We start from the raw sequence: 16,971 nt of genomic DNA on the forward strand, positions 1-16,971 counted from the left end.
TAGTCCACCTTTCACCGAAGGTACAGTGCACCACCGGTATAGCGTAAATCTTCACACAGCCACCCAGACTTGATTTAGAACAATGACAACTATCGTCCGATCAGGCCTGTCGCGTTAATGTAGTGCAACCCCTCGTTATCTTCCAAACGAATACAAATACTGTTTTTAAAGCCCGCCTTTACTTGCTTTCGGTTGTCGGCTTTGATTAAGGTGTATTTGTAATGCATCAACAGGAAAAACTATGACGCCCACCATCGCCATTCTCCTGATCATTACCTTCGTGCTTTCCACGGTTGGTTTACTGCTACTGATCTGGTCTATCGCCAACAATCAGTTCAGCCATGGTCAGGCTGCGGCACGCACTATCTTCTCCCCAGGTGAAGAAGGCCACAGCGAAGACCCTGCGCGGCCTTCAGACCCGACGTTTACCGGCAACACCAGTGAGCAGACCGCAGCCATAGAGGCACGCTGGACAGCTGATCAATCCTCAAGAACAGCGGTCCTCACCTGGCTGAGCTCATCGGTTTTCTGGTTGCTTCTGGGCTCATTTTTTGGCCTGGCATCCTCCATCAAAATGCACCTCCCGGAATTTTTGACGGCCAGTGAGTTTCTTACCTTTGGCCGAATTCGCCCCGTACACCTGAACGCCGTTACTTATGGCTGGGCGTCTATGGCGGGCATTGGCGTAGCGCTTTTTCTGATTCCAAGATTGTTCAAAACCCCGTTAGTGGGCGGTAAGTACGCCGTTATTGGCGGCTTTATCTGGAATATCGGCCTGGTTCTGGGCTTGAGCGCCATCACGCTGGGGCTTTCTGATGGCGAGGAGTGGCTGGAGTTTCCCTGGCAAATCGACATTCTGTTTGTAGTGGGCGGTGCCCTGTGTGCCGTACCTTTGCTACTCACCGCCGCCAACCGGAAAGTGGAACACCTATATGTTACAAGCTGGTACCTGATGGCTGCGTTGGTGTGGTTTCCCTTTCTGTTCCTCATTGCCAACCTGCCTTTTGCCTTTCCGGGGGCCTCAGGCGCTACAGTAAACTGGTGGTTCGCTCATAACGTGCTTGGGCTCTGGGTAACACCCATCGGCATCGGCATTGCCTACTACATGATTCCTAAAATTCTTGGCCGGCCAATTATCTCCTATCAGTTATCGCTCATCGGCTTTTGGTCACTGGCCTTGTTCTATAGCCAGGTAGGTATCCACCACCTGATTGGCGGCCCCATTCCGACCTGGCTGGTCACGCTTTCAATTGTTCACAGCGTGATGATGTCGATCCCGGTGATTACCGTTGCCATCAACCATCACGGCACCATGATGGGCAACTTCAGTCGCCTGAAAGACTCCCCAACCCTGCGCTTTGTATGGATTGGTGCACTCATGTACACCGTGGCTTCGCTTCAAGGCTCTATGGAAGCTCTTCGCAGCATCAACGTGATAACGCACTTCACCCACTACACCGTGGCCCATGCGCATTTGGGCATGTACGCCTTCCTGAGCTTTATCCTGTTTGGCGCCGTGTATTTCATTATGCCTCGCCTGACGAACTGGGAATGGCCATGGCGCAAGCTGATCAGCCTGCACTTCTGGCTGGTGAGCATTGGCATTCTGATTTACGTGGTGTCGCTGACCATCGCAGGTTGGAAGCAAGGCGTTGCATTGCTTGATGCCGCCATGCCGTTCATGGACATAGTGAAAATGACACTGCCCGCACTTCAGGCCCGTACCGTTGGTGGTGCTCTGATGACACTGGGGCACCTGGTGTTCGCCTTCCACTTCATCGCCATGCTGATGCGCCGCGGTGCTGCCACTGAGCAACCGACCCTCTTCCGCCCAGCCACCAAGGAGAACGCTCAATGAAACGTGCTCTTGCAATCATGGTCGGCGCAGCTCTGATTCTATTGCTGGCCACGCTTACCCTAGTGGTTATGCCCTACCTGCAAATGTCTGCAGAACAGGTTCCGCCAGATCTCAAGCCTTACACGGAACAACAACAGCGTGGGCGGCAGGTCTATATCGCAAACGGCTGTGTCTACTGCCACAGCCAGCAGCCCCGAGACCCAAGCTTCGCACCGGGAGACAAAGACCGGGGATGGGGTCGTCCATCGGTGCCCGGCGACTACGCCTACGATGAACCTCACCTGCTGGGCACCATGCGTACCGGCCCGGATCTGTTCAACATTGGCGCTCGCCAGCCCAGCATCGACTGGCAGTTGATGCACCTGTACAACCCGAGGGCCATTATCAAAGGCAGCATCATGCCTTCCTACCCCTTCCTTTTCCGCCATGTGGAGGAACCGGCAGAAGGCGACAAGGTGGTGAATATACCACCGCCCTACGGCCCGGAAACCGGGAAAATTGTCGCCACTGAAGATGCGCTGGCCTTGGCGGAGTACATGCTCGCCCTTGACCACACGTACCCGGCACCGACTTTTCCGAAGAAACCGCCGAATTCCGATGAGCCCAAGGAGAACCGTGCGCCATGAACCAGCATGACCATCGCGCTCAATTTCGTGAAGCGCCCGAACCGGAAGAAGGCACACGCGCCACGCCAAAGATTGTATTGGCCTGGATCGCCGTACTGATTGTGTGGGGCGTGGGCTATTACGCCTGGCAGATTGGCAAGCCGATGCTGGGTGGTGACAGCCGCTCAGCGGTGGCAACGGTGCAGCAGGAGCCAAATCCTGCCGACAATTCTGCAGCTACCAGAGGCGCTGAAGCGTCAGGGAATTCAGATTCTGGCAGTAACACAGCGGCTGCAAAGCCTGACGGAAAGGCCATTTACAGCGCACAATGCAGCGCCTGCCATCAGGCAAACGGGCAGGGTGTGCCGGGTGCCTTCCCTCCACTGGCTGATAGCGAGTGGCTGGTCGCGGATGCGGCTATTCCGGTGGCGATCGTTCACGATGGTCTGCAGGGCAAAATTGAGGTTGCCGGCAATAGCTACCAAGGCGTCATGCCCAAATTCGGTGGCACTCTCTCCAATGCGGAACTGGCTGCTGTCCTGAGCTATGCCCGCAATGAATGGGGCAATAGCGCCAGCGAGATCGCCCCCTCCGCTGTCAGCGAACACACAGACCGTTTTGGTGACCGCGGAGACTGGTCTGCCGAGGAACTGAAGGAGGTTTTCGGGGAACCCTGAGATGGCCGCCAACAACGGGAGCACCGCACAGGAACATCATAATCAGGACATCCTGATGATTGAAGGGATGCGCTGTGGCAGCTGTGCGATCGCAGTTGAAGCCCTGCTGAAAAAGCAACCGGGGGTGAGTGACGCCGCCGTTAATTTCGCGGCAGACGTAGCAATGATTTGCTGGGACAAAGAAAAGCCCTCACTGGCGAATCTTCAGCAAGCTGTTGCTCGCTTGGGTTACAGATTGCACAGCTCGGTTGACCCGGACCGCAGCAAGCTCCAGGCGGAATCGGTGCGCAAGCATCTACAAAGGCGGCTGGCGGTTGCCGTGGTCTTTGGCATGTGGAGCATGATGCCGGCCTTGCTAATCTATCTCGCGCCCTTGGGTGCAGTAGAACCGGAAGTCCTATGGCCGCTCGCCATCGCCAGCGGTCTGTTCGCGGCGCCGGTATTGTTTTACTCAGGTTCTCACTTCTACCGGGTGGGCTGGCGCACTCTCCTTGCTGGCACACCGGGCCTCGACAGTCTTATCTTTCTGGCCGTCTTCGCTTCCAGCATCATCTCCACATGGCAGCTCTTTGCAGGCAGCTACCACGTGTATTTCGATGCGGCCGTTATGCTGATCACTTCCCAGCTGATCGCACGTTTGCTGGATACCAGCGTGCGCCGCCGCGCCTCGGAAATCATTCGCCGCTATCTTCAACAGGTGCCCGAGCAGGTCACACTCAAAGCCTCTGGCGGAACACGGGAAACCCGCCCAGCCAAAGACGTTAAAACCGGCGAGCGCATCATCCTCCAGGCCGGCGAACAACTGGCGCTGGATGGCCAGATTGTTCAAGGGCATGGCCAGGCCGACCTGTCCATGCTGACCGGGGAGCACATGCCACAACCTCTTGGGCCGGGCGCAGACATGCTGGCAGGCTGTCAATTGGTTGAAGGTGAGCTGGAACTGGTGGTAACAGCAAACATTGGTCAGCGCCGCATCGACCAGTTGTCACGCTCCATCAGCGCCTTGCTCAGCCGTAAAACCACTTTGCAGCGGCTCACCGATCGTATTGCCCGCATCCTATTACCGGTTATTGTGATCGCAGCCACACTGGCTGTGGGACTAGCCCTTGTTCAAGGCGTTCCGATGCCAGAGGCAGCGGCCCGTGGGCTGGCGGTTATGATCATCAGTTGCCCCTGCGCTCTTAGCCTGGCGATCCCGTTGGTGATCACCATGGGCCATGCCACTATGATCAGTCGCGGTATTGTATTGCAGGACCCCGCGGCACTTGAGGCGGCGGCCGACGTGGGCGCGATTGTTTTTGATAAAACCGGCACATTAACCACGGGCGAGCCCAGCGTCGACAGCATCGCGCCGGCCGGCCAATGGACGGACGATGAATTGCTGAAACTGGCACAAGACACGCTCAGTGAATCAGCGCACCCGGTTGCCCGGGGGCTGATGGCGAAAACGACATTGCCGCTTGCCCTCGCTCCAGACGGAACACGGGAGAGCTTCGCCGGCGCCGGTACTCGCTGGATAAACAAAGGGAACACTGCCCTGGCCGGGCGCGCCAGTTGGCTTCGGGAACAGGGGGTCGATGTGCCACCTACCGAAGATACCGGAATGGGCGTTCATCTCGCTTTCAATGGTCTCTACGCGGGCAAGATCGGGTTTCAGGAAACCCTCAGACCGGAATCGGCAGCCACTATTCGCCGGCTGATCAACCAGGGTTACGCTATTTACATACTCAGTGGTGATACCCGAAAAGCCTGTCTCGATCTGGCCATGCGCTTGGGTGTTCCACCCGAGCATGTGCTCGCGGAGTATTCCCCCGAGCAAAAACACCGCTTTATCGACAATCTGGAGAAACAGACACCCACCGTATTCGTGGGGGACGGCCTCAACGATGGTTTGGCCTTGGCCGGCGCCAGACTGGGTATTGCTGTAGGAAATGCCGCCTCTGCCACAGGTGCAGCAGCGGCTGTCTACCTTACAGAAAGCATCGACAAAGTGCCCGCCACTCTGCAATTGGCGCAACGAGCCCGAAAGCTCATGTACCAGAACCTCTTCTGGGCAGTGGGTTATAACGCGCTGGTGATTCCCCTGGCGGTTATGGGCTGGATTCAGCCGGTTATCGCGGCCGTGGCCATGTCTCTCAGCAGCCTCTGTGTTCTGCTCAATAGCCTGCGCATGCAAAAACAGGTTGCCGGTGATGCACCAGACAGCACCCCTGCGGTCAGCCAGACAACTGCGCCGGCCTGAACGACCGCACCAAACCCATGAATGTAATGGCCCATGCAACAAGCGCAAGGTAGAAAAAGCTGATGGGAATAAAGTCCAGAAAGTGAAAGCCCAGAGCGGCCGCCCGGCCAGGGTGAAATCCGTCAACATGGTAAATTGGCTGCCAAGCACACTGGAGCCAGCAGACAGCGTAAAAAAAACCAGGGCTACGAAGATGGTCTATCACATCGAGGAAAAACGCCTGACGGAAGAGCACCAAGCGCGAGAGTGTGGGCGGTTAAGGAGATACCATCACCATGCCAAAATAAGCCGGCGACAAGCCTTTCAAATCCTGAGCTACACTCCTTTTACCTACACTCATCTAACTGCCTGCTCCCCGGCTATGCAAACTTCAGGTCAAACTGCAGTTTAGTTCAGAGCCGGGCTGGTTCAACTCTGGCGCGGCAACATGACCCACCCTTGCCTTTAAATCCAAAGGTGCTATGGTGCCGGCAACCTCAGTGAAGGAGCTTTCCATAGTTTCTTTATGCCTCCTTTCGATTTCCTTTAATTAGCCGGTGAGCAGAGATACAGACATGATGATGAATGTGGGTTTTAACCTGGGTTCACGTGATATCGCAACGCTTAATGCAAAACTGGGAAGGCTTTACAGAAACCCCGTTATTCCCCCCGAAAACACTGCCATGATTGGCAGCACGGTAACGCTGATCAACTGCCTGGACTCATCGGAACTTACCTTTCGCCTAACAGATTCTGGCTCCTGCCCGGAAGCCGAAAAAGATGACGTCTGCATAGGCTCACCATTCGGGCTTGCGCTGCTCGGCACCACGCCGGGAAGCGTGGTTAAACTGGGGTCGGGCAATGAAGAAGGGCACGCGGTTGTGCTCAAAATATCTGGCTGACGTAGCCTGGCCCAAACTACCACTCTCCCTTTCGCTTTCCTGCAAAGTCTCTCAGCCGGGCCGTTACGAGACGTATCGTATGTCGTAATTGACACCGGCACGCCTGAGTGACATGTTTGCATCGGTCTCATACAAACAACAATAAACAGCGTCGAGTATTTTAAGCATGCTGATTTTGACCGGCTTTGGTCTGGCTTGTCTGGTTATTCTTCTGATCGCAACAACCCGGGAACTGCAACATTCATCTGCAGCGCGGGTATTCGCGGTTTTTCTCATCGCCAGTTTCGGTTTTCTGCTCCACCCGCTCACGCCTGTTCACTGGCAGTGGCTCACCCTGAACCTGCAAGGCATGCTGCCGGCCCTGTTCTGGTTTCTCTGCCAGGCAACCTTCCGCCAGCGGTTAAACGTGTTTTCCGTGTGGAGCGCGATGGCACTCTATAGTGTGATTGCTCCCTCCATAGCAAGGTTATTTTCCACCCATCAGAGCGCGAAAGGGCTTCTGCTTTTCTTTGGCTGGGATCTGGGGGAAGTGTTCGAGTTCTTTATCATCGCCAACGGATTTTGGGCGGTTATCGCTGATTGGTCGGCTGATCTGGTGGAACCCCGCCGAAAGCTTCGCGCGTTCGTTCTGGTTGTTGCCGGCACCGCCGTGGCACTTGTAGCTTTGGCATTCAATCTGGACGCTGCCTATGCCGTTAACCGGGCACTGGTGGTTTCGGTTACGGGAGTTGCTATAGCGACCTTCCTTCTAAAAGGCCGGTTCAGCGACCTCTCGTTCCGCAGCGGCCCTCCCCCGATTGTGAAAACCGAACACCCCGTGCAGGCACCGGAAACCGACACCCAGGCACCCCCCCAACATGAGCACATAGCTCGCCTCACAAGCCTGATGGACGAAAGGTATTACCGTACAGAACACCTGACGTTGAAAATGCTGGCGGGAAAACTCGAACTTCCGGAATATCGCACTCGGGCGCTGATCAACAAGCAATTGGGCTATCGCAACTTTAACGACTACATTAACCAGCTCCGAATTGCTGAAGCTTCAGAGCGCCTGATCGCCGAACCAGAGACGCCAATCCTCAATATTGCGCTGGATGTGGGGTACCGAACCCTGAGCTCGTTCAACCGAGCGTTCCGGGAAATCCAGCAGTGTACGCCTACTGAATTTCGCCAAAAAAGTACAAACACCTGACTCCACAGGCTGTGCACTTTTTGTAATTTTCACATTTTACCCAGCCGATATAACTTCACGCCATCCCTTGTGCCAGAAGGCATCGAAGTTTTTGCACACCACCTGCTGCATTCTGCGCAGCTGTTTTACTCGTGATATTCATCAATCCTGCTTAATTTATTGTTCAGCCGCGCTGTTCTTTTTTTCAGAGCCGCCCGGCGCGCAAGAAATACACAAAAACAAAATCTTAAGCACCCGGAGTTGGTATGCAGGCTAAAAGAAGTCACATCAGCGTCAACAGAAAGGCCCTTTTACTCGCGGGGATTGTGCCCGCACTGCTGCTGGCAGGTTGTGGGGGAAGCAGTAAAAACGACTCACCGCCTGCCGTCACGTTCCCGGAAGGTGCCATCATGCTACCTGCCGATGACACCCTCACCACGGAAGCTAAAAACGCTTTCATCAATGCCAAATCCGGAGACGTTATCGTATTCCCGGAAGGTAAATTTTCGATTCAAGGCACACTTATCTTTGATGCAGACTCTGACGGCGATGGCACGCCTGTTGATAACATCACCATCACCGGCTACGGAATGGGCAAAACCATTCTGAATTTCGAGAATTCAAGTGGTGGCGACGGCCTGTTTGTCCAGAACGGAAAAGACGTAACCATCAAGGATCTTGGGGTTTACGAGGCAGCTTCCAACGCCATCAAGTTCAAAAATACGGACGGCATTATTCTGAAGTCCGTTGCAACTGTGTGGGAAGGTGAACTTAACGACCAAAACGGTGCCTATGGCCTTTACCCGGTTGAATCCAAAAACATTCTTATTGAAGACTCATACGTGCGTGGGTCTGCCGACGCAGGCATTTACGTTGGCCAGTCCGAAAACATTGTGGTGCGCCGGAATATTGCCGAAGAGAACGTGGCAGGTATCGAGATTGAGAACTCGATCAACGCAGACGTATACGACAACATCGCCCGCAAGAATACTGGTGGCATTCTGATATTCGATCTGCCCATTGGTAATGAGATTTACGGCACCAACGTGCGGGTTTTCGATAACGACGTGCTGAGCAACAACGAAGTAAACTTTGCGAAAGTAGGGGACTTTGAAGGTGGCGTTCACATTGTACCACCTGGAACCGGCATCATTGTGCTGTCTACAAACGATGTTGAGATCTACAAGAACCGCATCACGAATCACAAGACCACGTCAGTCGTCACAACCAGTTACTACATTGCAGACGAGAACCTAGGCTACGCAAATCCCAAATATACCACTGCAATTGATGATGGCTGGGAAGCGGTGCCACGCAATATTTCGATCCACGATAACGAGATCGAAAACTCAAGCTACGAGCCAACCGGCGACCTAATCACCGATATCATCGGTGGCTACACCGCTTTCCACGGTGCCTTCCCCGCCATTTTGTACGACGGCCTTGGTGAGCTAGTAGCCTATGTTGGGGCAGATGCAGCCACAGCAGGAGCGCCTTTCAGCCAAGGAGACTACATCTGTTCTGCGAACAATGGCAGCGTGAGCCACGGGGTTGTGTTTGACCCTGAGGGTGATGGCAGCAAACTCGCAGATGGCGCCATGCCAGACTTCCTGTTCGAAGCTAGCCAAACCAACCTGATGGCATGCGCCACCATGCCTGCAGCGCTCAGTCCTTCAAAAGCAACCATCAATGGCATCAACTACGGCTGCGGCGAGGACGACGCAAGCGATCCAAGCTCCGCATCCTGCGCACTGTAAAAACGACGAGGCCCACACCATGTGGGCCTCGCCTTCCTTTTTGAAACAGGCTTGCGAACTTAGCCGGAAGCCTGCTGGAGTGGCCCTATGACCCTGAAAAAAACCAACTACCTGTTAACAGGTCTATCCCTAGCGGGCTTTTTGTTACTGACAGCTTGTGGCGGCGGAGATGATGATGGCACTACTGGCGGCGCCACTGATGTCTGTGAAACGGCCGGAGAAGGCATCAATATCGATGCTCTTATGACCACAAACTGCAAGTATCTGAGCAATTATCGACTATTTGAAGATCCGTCCAACCCCACAGCTAACCCAACAGATAACGGCACCCCCTACGATCTGACAACCGCTCTCTTTACGGACTACACGAGTAAATACCGGTTTGTTTTCGTGCCAGAAGGTAAAAAAGCCCAATACTCGACCAACGAGGTTTTCGAGTTTCCTGTAGGCACGGTTATCACCAAAACCTTTGCACTCCCAGCTGACACTGCCTTTCGTGGCCGGGAGAACGAAACCCTGCTGGAAACCCGATTATTGATCCACCGGGAGAGTGGGTGGACTGCTCTACCCTATGTCTGGAACGCTAGCGCCACTATCGCCGAGTTTAAAAGTGCAGGGGCATTCCTGCCTGTTTCGCTGGTCCACAACGGTGAGCAACAAGACTTCACCTATGAGGTTCCGGACACCAACATGTGCAAGCAGTGCCATCAATTTGATGTCGCTGGCACCAGCAGGTTCATGCCGATCGGGCCCAAAGCTCGCTTGCTGAATAGACCCTATGACTATCCTCAGGGCTCAGAGAACCAGCTTACCTACTGGCAAACTGCAGGGTTTCTGGAAGGCCTGCCAGCTGACCTGACAAGCATCGACACCATACCTGCATACACAGATGCAGATGCCCAACTATTGCCAACCAAAACCGACGATGAGTTGATGGATCTGGCAAAAGGTTATCTGGACATAAACTGCGCCCACTGCCACCGTCCTGAAGGTGGTGCCAGCAACACCGGTCTGAACCTGGAATATTGGCGTTCTTATAACGACCACAAGCCACAGCATGGCTACTGCAAAGAACCGGTGGCCTACCGAGGCAGTGACGGACTCAATGTCGACCTGGTACCAGGCGATGCTGAAAGTTCTATTCTGCACTACCGAATAAACACAACGCAGCCTCGCCATCGCATGCCGGAAATTGGACGAGCGTTAGTGCACGAGGAGGGCGTTGCGCTGGTTGCCTCATGGATTGATAGTTTACCAGGCTCTTGCACCCCCTGATGCTCAGCCCCGTTGTGCAAGGATGCCTGGGGCCCAGTTTTCCCACTTCACCATCTTCAACTATAGTGAGCAGACTCCCTCAACGAAGCTTTGAACATGCCGACAGCTGATCAACATTTTCGATGGACACACGCTTTCATCGTCGCGCTTTCCGGCCTATTCGTATTTTTTCTGTACGCAGTTTTCACCATCACTCTAGCGGTTCAAAGCACTCTTGCTTCCCAATCTGAAAAGCTGAACGCCCTCACTTCCGAAGCTTCGAAAATAGCCCTGGAGAGCCGTTTGATTATTAATCGCCTTAACGGCCAAGGGTTTGATCACTGCAACGACGAGATGCTGCAAGCCATGCAACGGGAACTTTTTCTTGCGAGTCGTGTGAAAGATATCGGTTTTGTAAAAGACAATGCCGTGCTGTGCACAACTGGCCAAGGGGTTTTGCAAACACCTTTTAAGCAAGGCCCTTGGGACTTCACTGGCAGAAACGGCTTCAAATTCCGACCCGACGCTCAACTTGTTCTTTTCGATGGAGAAATTACTGCGCCTATCATCCAGAAGGGCCATTTCAATGTAATTTTCGATACCCGGTGGCTCGAGCGATTAGCTTCCAATAGCAACCGCTGGCAAGTGGTATATCGCAGCAGTCAGTCAGACACCCGACATGCTTACGGGAGCCGCGGAGTGTTTCGCAATCTGGGCGTGAAATCCGGGCACGTTGTCACGCCAACAACCACATACTCAGAGGCCTGCAGCAACGATATTCCATACTGTGCAGGCCTTGAGATAGAGCACGCAGATCTCTTGGCTCAAAACCCGTCGCTCGCGGTATTTCTGGGCATTACCGGCCTGGTATTAGGCTCGGGTTCAAGCCTTGTAGGCTGGTTGCTTTTAAAAAGACGGCTCAGCACAGGGCAAAGGACAATCAGAGGTTTACAGCACAACGCCTACTTCCCTCTCTATCAACCTATCGTCGATCTGAAGAGTGGCAAAATTATTGGGTGCGAGGTGCTGGCCCGGTTTCACGATGCGGTTGGCCCCCTTTACCCGGATGAGTTCATCCCAACGTTAGCTAAAGCGGGTCAAAGTTGGCCATTTACCCAACTGATCATGCAGAAAACCCTGGACGACCTGCACTCCATGACCGGGCTGCCCGACGGGTTCAAGGTAAACATCAATCTATTTCCATCAGATATTGCCCAGAGCAGGTTGACGGACGCCGATATTCCCCTAGCCCTTTCGGCATCAAGGTTTAATATCGCTTTCGAAATCACCGAAGACGAACACCTGGATACAGCCACCGCAAAAGACTGCATCCAGTGGATCAAAAAAAATGGCTTTGAGCTGGCAGTAGACGACTTTGGTACCGGTTATTCCAACCTTTCCAAGGTGCGGGATCTGGGTTGCAACACGCTGAAAATTGACCGCAGTTTTGTATTTGATATCGATACCGGCGGGCTGGGAGCAGCGCTTGTGCCGTTAATGGTGCGTATTGCAAACGAGCTGGGCATGGATGTTGTTGCCGAGGGAGTGGAAACAAGCGCACAAGCAGCAGTTATTGCAGAAATGGGCGTACGGCTGGCTCAGGGCTGGGCATTTGGCAAACCCATGTCAGCAATTCAATTGGAAGAACTCGTAGGCACAACACTCCGACCCAACCAGCGCACTTGATCGGATTTCCTGTTCATCTCTCTCAAAATGCTCCGTTTGAAGTAATGGACGCGAACATCTAGATTTAAAGCACATCTTGTACCGCCGGTTTTGGCACGGCACTCACATCCATTCAGGACATTATTCATGGCACTTAAACTGAATATCGTAATTTGCAGCACACGCCCTGGCCGTATTGGCCCATCCATCGCAACCTGGTTTCACGAGTTTGCGACAAACAACTCCAGCTTCGACTGCGAACTAATAGATTTGGCTGACTTTGATCTTCCCGTTTACAACGAAGCCAACCACCCGCGCTCAGGCATTTATGAACACGAACATACGAAACGCTGGTCTGAAAGCGTTAACTCAGCCGATGCCTTTGTGTTTGTAACGCCAGAATACAACTACTGCCCACCGCCAGCCTTTGTGAACGCTCTGAATTACGTTTACACAGAATGGAACTACAAGCCCTGCGGCTTCGTTAGCTATGGCGGCGCTGCGGGCGGTATTCGCGCAGCAACACTGGCTCGCCAGCTGGTCAATACCCTGAAGATGATGCCGATGGTTGAAGGCGTGATGGTGCCCATGGCCTGGAACCACCTGGACGACAACAAGGTGTTCAGCTCCAACGAGCACATCGACCATTCAGCAACAACTATGCTGACAGAAATGGAGAAGTGGGCAACAGCCCTGAAGACAATGCGCTAATAGGCGCTGGGCAATACGGCTTGAGCAACGGAGCCCCTTGAGGGCTCCGTGCTTGGCCTATCAAAACAGGTGGGCGTTAAACCACATATGGGTTGCAATGGATGCTGCGTATCCAAGGGCAATCACTGGCGTCCAGCGCAGGTGTGACATAAGGGTATAGTAACCCCTCGCCTGGCCCATCAGCGCGACACCTGCGGCAGAACCAATCGACAACATAGATCCACCCACCCCTGCAGTCAGCGTAACCAGAAGCCACTGGCCATGGGACATATCCGGCCCCATTGAAAGCACCGCAAACATCACCGGGATGTTATCCACGATGGCTGAGATCACACCCACCGCAATGTTCGCACCCGTTGCATTCCAGTCGGTATACAGCAACTGGGAAATCTCGGCGAGGTAGCCGATATACCCAAGCCCGCCCACACACAGCACAACCCCGTAAAAGAACAGTAGCGTATCCCACTCTGTGCGTGCCATTGGGTTGAATATGTCGAAAGGCACCGCCTTGTCGAGCCGTGCGAGCAGGCGTGTATTCTGATGGTTTTCAGCCCAAACCCGCTCACGGGCAACGCCACGCTTGAAGCTGAGTTGCAGGTAATAACTCAGGAGCTGAAGATAGGCGAGGCCCATCATCATGCCTACCACTGCGGGCAGATGCAGGAAGTTGTGGCCTAGCACGGCTGTGGTAATCGTGAGCAAAAACAGCACCACTGTGCGACGAGCGCCACGCTTCATGATTACGGGATCCGATGCATCCTGAGGCTGTTCGCGGGGGATAGCAAAGCTCATGATAATGGCTGGCACGAGGAAGTTAACAGCCGACGGAATAAACAGCCTGAAGAACTCCGTAAACTCAACCACACCCTTCTGCCAAACCATTAGTGTGGTGATATCACCAAACGGCGAGAAGGCACCACCGGCGTTGGCTGCGACCACAATATTGATACAACCGAGACCGATAAATCTTGGGCTGTTTTCACCGACTTTCAGCAGCACAGCACACATCAATAGAGCGGTAGTCAGGTTGTCTGCAATAGGCGATATGAAGAATGCCAACAGGCCGGTAATCCAGAACAGGCTGAGATAGCTAAAGCCTCTGCTTACCAGCCAGCCACGCAAGGCATCAAACAGCTGACGCTCCTCCATGGCATTTATGTAAGTCATGGCCACCAGCAGGAATAGAAGGAGCTCTGAGTATTCCAGCAGGTTGTGTTTCAACGCTGCGTTAGCGCTTTCCGTATCGCCACTCATGGCCGCCGCGCCGGCAACCAGGAACCAGATCAATCCCGCCGCCAGCAACACCGGCTTGGATTTGCGCAAGTGTAGCTTTTCTTCCAGCATCACAAACGCCATGGCGATGACAAAGATGATGATAGAAATATAGCCAACCGGATGATGGGTAAGGCTTTGAGCATTGGATTCTGCAGCGCTGGCCAGCGCACTGAAACCAAATGAGAAGACTGCAAAAAAGACTAAGGCTACTTTTGCAAAAATGCTGGAAGGGACAATTACACGGTTGGAACAACGCCGGAACGGCAATTTTTCGGAACTACTGTTTTCAGTCATGGGATCTGGCTCAAAAGTTTGGGGCGCACATTATCAATCAAAGTGCACTTTACGCACCATAGCTTCCGTCAAGTCGACGTGATCTAAGTCGTTCGTAAGCTATTATATTTTTCATCCCGCCCAGCGCGTTTACTTTTTGAGCCTTGCCCAGCCGCTAATCAGCCCTGTTTTTCTCCCAAATGGTCAGTTCGGAAAAGCTGTGCTGAAATTTGTTGCGCGTTTCACGAATTACAAAAGGCAGGCTTCGGGTCTCCTTCATCAAGGTGAAGTGCGGCGCCAGCATATCTTGCAACCCCTGGAAGGTGCTGTAGTCCTCCCCATCTTTCTGGTAGCCCCCCACCCACTTTTCTTTAGGTGTGTACTCTTTCAGCCAAGTGTAAGGAGAGGCAATCAGCAGGAGCCCGTTGTCACTCATGCGCTCGTGAATGCGGGTTAAAAAGAGTGAAGGGTCGTAAAGCCGGTCGATAAGGTTACCCGCCAGCACCAGGTCGTACCCTGTGAACTCAGGCTTCAGGTCGCAAGCGTCGCCCTGATGGAACGCCACCCGCTCAGCAGTCTCTTCCAGGTCCAAAGACGCGAGAGTACGCTCCTGATACGTCACCAGTGAGCCTTCTTCCGGCCGGGCGTAGCGAACCACTTTATCTCTGGCCATCACCTGGCACTGCTCCACAAACTTGGTGGAGAAGTCGATGCCATCCACATGCGCAAACACCCGGGCCAACTCAAAACTGGTGCGCCCACAGGCACAGCCAATATCCAGAGCTTTCCCCATAGTGCGCCCGTCCATGGCCTCAATAGCTACTCTTGCCAGGCCCCTGGGAAAGTTGGCTTCGCCATGCCACTGCTCACCAAAGTGAAACTCCAGGTACTGGGCCAGTGTGGTGTCGTCTTCATAATAGGCACTTTGCTGCACAATGGTTTCCTTCTCTGTAGTGGAGCTTCAAATGCTATCCTAGCACTATGAACAATTATCCTGACTACTCATTACTCGAACTCGCTTCGGTTCGCGAAGGCGATACCGTTGGCAACACACTGGCGAACAGCGTGGCTTACGCCCAGCATGCCGAAAGTCTCGGCTTCAAGCGGTTCTGGCTGGCTGAGCACCATAATATGGAGGGTATCAGTAGCTCCGCGACCTCTGTACTAATTGGTCTCATCGCAGGTAAAACCCAAACCATTCGGGTTGGCTCCGGCGGTGTAATGCTGCCTAACCACCCACCTCTGGTGATTGCAGAGCAATTCGGAACGCTCGAAAGCATTTACCCCGGCCGCATTGACTTGGGCCTTGGCCGGGCGCCAGGCACTGACCAAATAACGGCTCGTGCCCTGCGCCGGGACGGATTGGGTGCGGAGCAGTTCCCGGAAGATGTTGCGCAATTACAGTCTCTGCTTGGCCCCCTCAAGCCCGGCCAAGCCGTTAAGGCTATTCCTGGTGCAGGCACAAAGGTGCCGATATGGCTGCTTGGCTCCAGTCTCTACAGCGCACAGCTAGCGGCTATGCGCGGCCTACCCTATGCCTTTGCCGGGCATTTTGCTCCGCGCCTGTACCGTGAGGCTCTGAAGGTGTACCAGGATAACTTCCAGCCTTCCGATCAGCTGCAAAAGCCTTACAGCATGCTGGCGGTTCCCGCCGTACCTGCTGCAAGCACCGAGGAAGCAAAGTACCTTGCGACCACCAGCTACCAGAGAATTCTGGCGCTTTTCCGGGGACAGCCCCTTTGGATGAAAGAGCCGGTGGAATCAATGGATGGCCTTTGGAACCCAGCTGAACATGCGACGGTTAAGGATTTTCTGGGACTGCAACTGCTTGGCGATGCCGCGGCTATCAAAACCCAAATCAACGAACTACTGGCCAGTGTGGACGTGGATGAGCTTATGTTTACCGTGGATATTTATGATCCAGAAAAACGGCGGCATGCACTCGACATACTTAATGGAACCCGGGAAGACTAAAGCGCCATGAATAAAAGCATTACACACATTTTCCTCTCCCATGGTATGGAGAGCGGTCCCGGCGGAACCAAAATTCAGGCCCTCAAAGCCTTGGCCGAGTCCTTTGAAGACGTCCGGGCGCACGCCATAGACCATAGAAGCACCAAAGACCCGGCCACTCGCCTTACCCAGATGCAAGACGCCATAGCCGCCAGTGGCGCAGATCCCCGCAACATTATTCTTGCGGGCTCCAGCATGGGTGGCTGGGTTTGCGCACAAACCAGTGAGCAAACCCCGTTCCTGGGTTGCTTTCTGCTGGCACCGGCGTTGGCAATGGAGGGCTACCCGCAATCCAGCCCACGCATACAAGCCAAACATGTGCAGATCATCCACGGCTGGGATGACGACGTAGTTCCCCCAATGCCCGTTATTGAGCTAGCCCGAAAACAGGGATTGCCAGCGCTGCTACTCCCCGATGGTCACCGCCTTGCAAACAGCCTTGAACGGATCACCAAGGAGTTCCAGGGATTCCTTTCAAGAGCCGGCATCCAGTAATCGCACACATATTGGCCAATATGGAACCAAACAGGCCATTTTCTTGCGAAAGTCGGTAAGTTTTGCCAGTCTCTACTAATGTAACAATAAATGT

General features: G+C 53.9%; 14 protein-coding genes. 12 read left to right on the forward strand and 2 right to left on the reverse strand.

The window, feature by feature from the left end; translation table 11 throughout:
* The first annotated feature begins 241 nt into the window (after positions 1-241).
* The 10 genes from AADB16_RS01250 to AADB16_RS01295 all read left to right on the forward strand — a co-directional run bounded on the left by AADB16_RS01250 (position 242) and on the right by AADB16_RS01295 (position 12,821).
* Positions 242-1,858 (forward strand): cbb3-type cytochrome c oxidase subunit I, encoded by a 1,617-nt coding sequence (locus tag AADB16_RS01250; protein ID WP_309043949.1) that lies wholly within the window; start codon positions 242-244, stop codon positions 1,856-1,858.
* Positions 1,855-2,484: a cbb3-type cytochrome c oxidase subunit II gene (locus AADB16_RS01255; RefSeq protein ID WP_410800841.1), complete on the forward strand. Its 630-nt coding sequence runs from the start codon at positions 1,855-1,857 to the stop codon at positions 2,482-2,484. Before AADB16_RS01250 ends, AADB16_RS01255 begins: the two co-directional genes overlap by 4 nt.
* Positions 2,481-3,140: a c-type cytochrome gene (locus AADB16_RS01260; protein ID WP_410800843.1), complete on the forward strand. Its 660-nt coding sequence runs from the start codon at positions 2,481-2,483 to the stop codon at positions 3,138-3,140. The genes AADB16_RS01255 and AADB16_RS01260 overlap by 4 nt, the downstream gene beginning before the upstream one ends.
* Before the next feature lies 1 nt (position 3,141).
* Positions 3,142-5,382: a heavy metal translocating P-type ATPase gene (locus AADB16_RS01265; RefSeq protein WP_410800845.1), complete on the forward strand. Its 2,241-nt coding sequence runs from the start codon at positions 3,142-3,144 to the stop codon at positions 5,380-5,382.
* 554 nt (positions 5,383-5,936) lie between these two features.
* On the forward strand, positions 5,937-6,263 hold the full coding sequence (locus AADB16_RS01270; protein ID WP_298450829.1) for a GreA/GreB family elongation factor: 327 nt from the start codon (positions 5,937-5,939) through the stop codon (positions 6,261-6,263).
* A gap of 166 nt (positions 6,264-6,429) precedes the next feature.
* On the forward strand, positions 6,430-7,455 hold the full coding sequence (locus AADB16_RS01275) for a helix-turn-helix domain-containing protein (RefSeq protein ID WP_410800847.1): 1,026 nt from the start codon (positions 6,430-6,432) through the stop codon (positions 7,453-7,455).
* A 245-nt stretch (positions 7,456-7,700) separates the two neighbouring features.
* Positions 7,701-9,191, forward strand: a complete 1,491-nt coding sequence (locus AADB16_RS01280) for a parallel beta-helix domain-containing protein (protein WP_410800849.1) — start codon at positions 7,701-7,703, stop codon at positions 9,189-9,191.
* An 87-nt stretch (positions 9,192-9,278) separates the two neighbouring features.
* Positions 9,279-10,466, forward strand: a complete 1,188-nt coding sequence (locus AADB16_RS01285; protein WP_410800850.1) for an SO2930 family diheme c-type cytochrome — start codon at positions 9,279-9,281, stop codon at positions 10,464-10,466.
* 96 nt (positions 10,467-10,562) lie between these two features.
* Positions 10,563-12,131: an EAL domain-containing protein gene (locus AADB16_RS01290; protein WP_410800852.1), complete on the forward strand. Its 1,569-nt coding sequence runs from the start codon at positions 10,563-10,565 to the stop codon at positions 12,129-12,131.
* 126 nt (positions 12,132-12,257) lie between these two features.
* Positions 12,258-12,821: an NADPH-dependent FMN reductase gene (locus AADB16_RS01295; RefSeq protein WP_309043959.1), complete on the forward strand. Its 564-nt coding sequence runs from the start codon at positions 12,258-12,260 to the stop codon at positions 12,819-12,821.
* Between the two features lie 60 nt (positions 12,822-12,881).
* Here AADB16_RS01295 and nhaD read toward each other — a convergent pair whose 3' ends face one another.
* A complete protein-coding gene (nhaD, locus tag AADB16_RS01300; RefSeq protein ID WP_410800854.1) occupies positions 12,882-14,390 on the reverse strand; it encodes a sodium:proton antiporter NhaD in 1,509 nt (502 codons plus the stop codon).
* 154 nt (positions 14,391-14,544) lie between these two features.
* The gene (locus AADB16_RS01305) at positions 14,545-15,303 is read right to left on the reverse strand and encodes a putative 4-mercaptohistidine N1-methyltransferase (protein ID WP_410800856.1); all 759 of its coding nucleotides are present in this window, start codon (positions 15,301-15,303) and stop codon (positions 14,545-14,547) included.
* Between the two features lie 47 nt (positions 15,304-15,350).
* Between AADB16_RS01305 and AADB16_RS01310 the strand changes: the two genes are divergently transcribed.
* Together AADB16_RS01310 and AADB16_RS01315 are read left to right on the forward strand one after the other, a co-directional pair.
* The gene (locus AADB16_RS01310; protein ID WP_410800857.1) at positions 15,351-16,343 is read left to right on the forward strand and encodes an LLM class flavin-dependent oxidoreductase; all 993 of its coding nucleotides are present in this window, start codon (positions 15,351-15,353) and stop codon (positions 16,341-16,343) included.
* Between the two features lie 6 nt (positions 16,344-16,349).
* On the forward strand, positions 16,350-16,877 hold the full coding sequence (locus AADB16_RS01315) for a YqiA/YcfP family alpha/beta fold hydrolase (RefSeq protein WP_410800859.1): 528 nt from the start codon (positions 16,350-16,352) through the stop codon (positions 16,875-16,877).
* Positions 16,878-16,971: the final 94 nt, after the last annotated feature.

Origin of the sequence: Marinobacter sp. KMM 10035 (assembly GCF_046537445.1) — a bacterium.
Lineage (GTDB): Bacteria > Pseudomonadota > Gammaproteobacteria > Pseudomonadales > Oleiphilaceae > Marinobacter > Marinobacter sediminicola.